This is a genomic window from Photobacterium sp. R1, assembly GCF_054600795.1.
Genome location: NZ_BAAHZP010000201.1, coordinates 1 through 371, shown reverse-complemented (window position 1 = coordinate 371; position 371 = coordinate 1). Strand labels below are relative to the sequence as shown.

The window sequence follows — 371 nt, the reverse complement described above, 5'->3', positions numbered from 1 at the left end:
TGGATTAACGATAACCATCCCAAAATGGTGATGCATCCGTTCAAACCCGAACTGGACGGTAAAGATCTGTCCCGGTTTGAAGATCCGCTCGGCCACACACTGTTTGTCAGCATGGCAGATATTGTCAGGCAGCAAAGCCAGGGCTTTGTGGATTAACAGTGGGAAAAACCAGGCCATTCAGATCCTGTTGATAAAATTTCCTATGTGAAAGGATTTGCACCCTGGGGATGGATTTTAGGGTCAGGCATTTATGTAGATGATGTTAAAGCGCTGTTTTACTCTGAGTTACAGCGTCTTGGGCTCATTCTGGCCGCTTCATTGATCCTGATGCTGGTTCTGGCCAAGGTGATTGGCCGCAGTATCACCGCCCC

1 pseudogene is annotated in these 371 nt (G+C 48.2%); it reads left to right on the top strand.

What is annotated here, in order from left to right:
• Positions 1 to 3 precede the first annotated feature (3 nt).
• Positions 4 to 371 (top strand): annotated as a pseudogene (locus tag ACYP03_RS24665) (cache domain-containing protein); the annotation flags it as partial.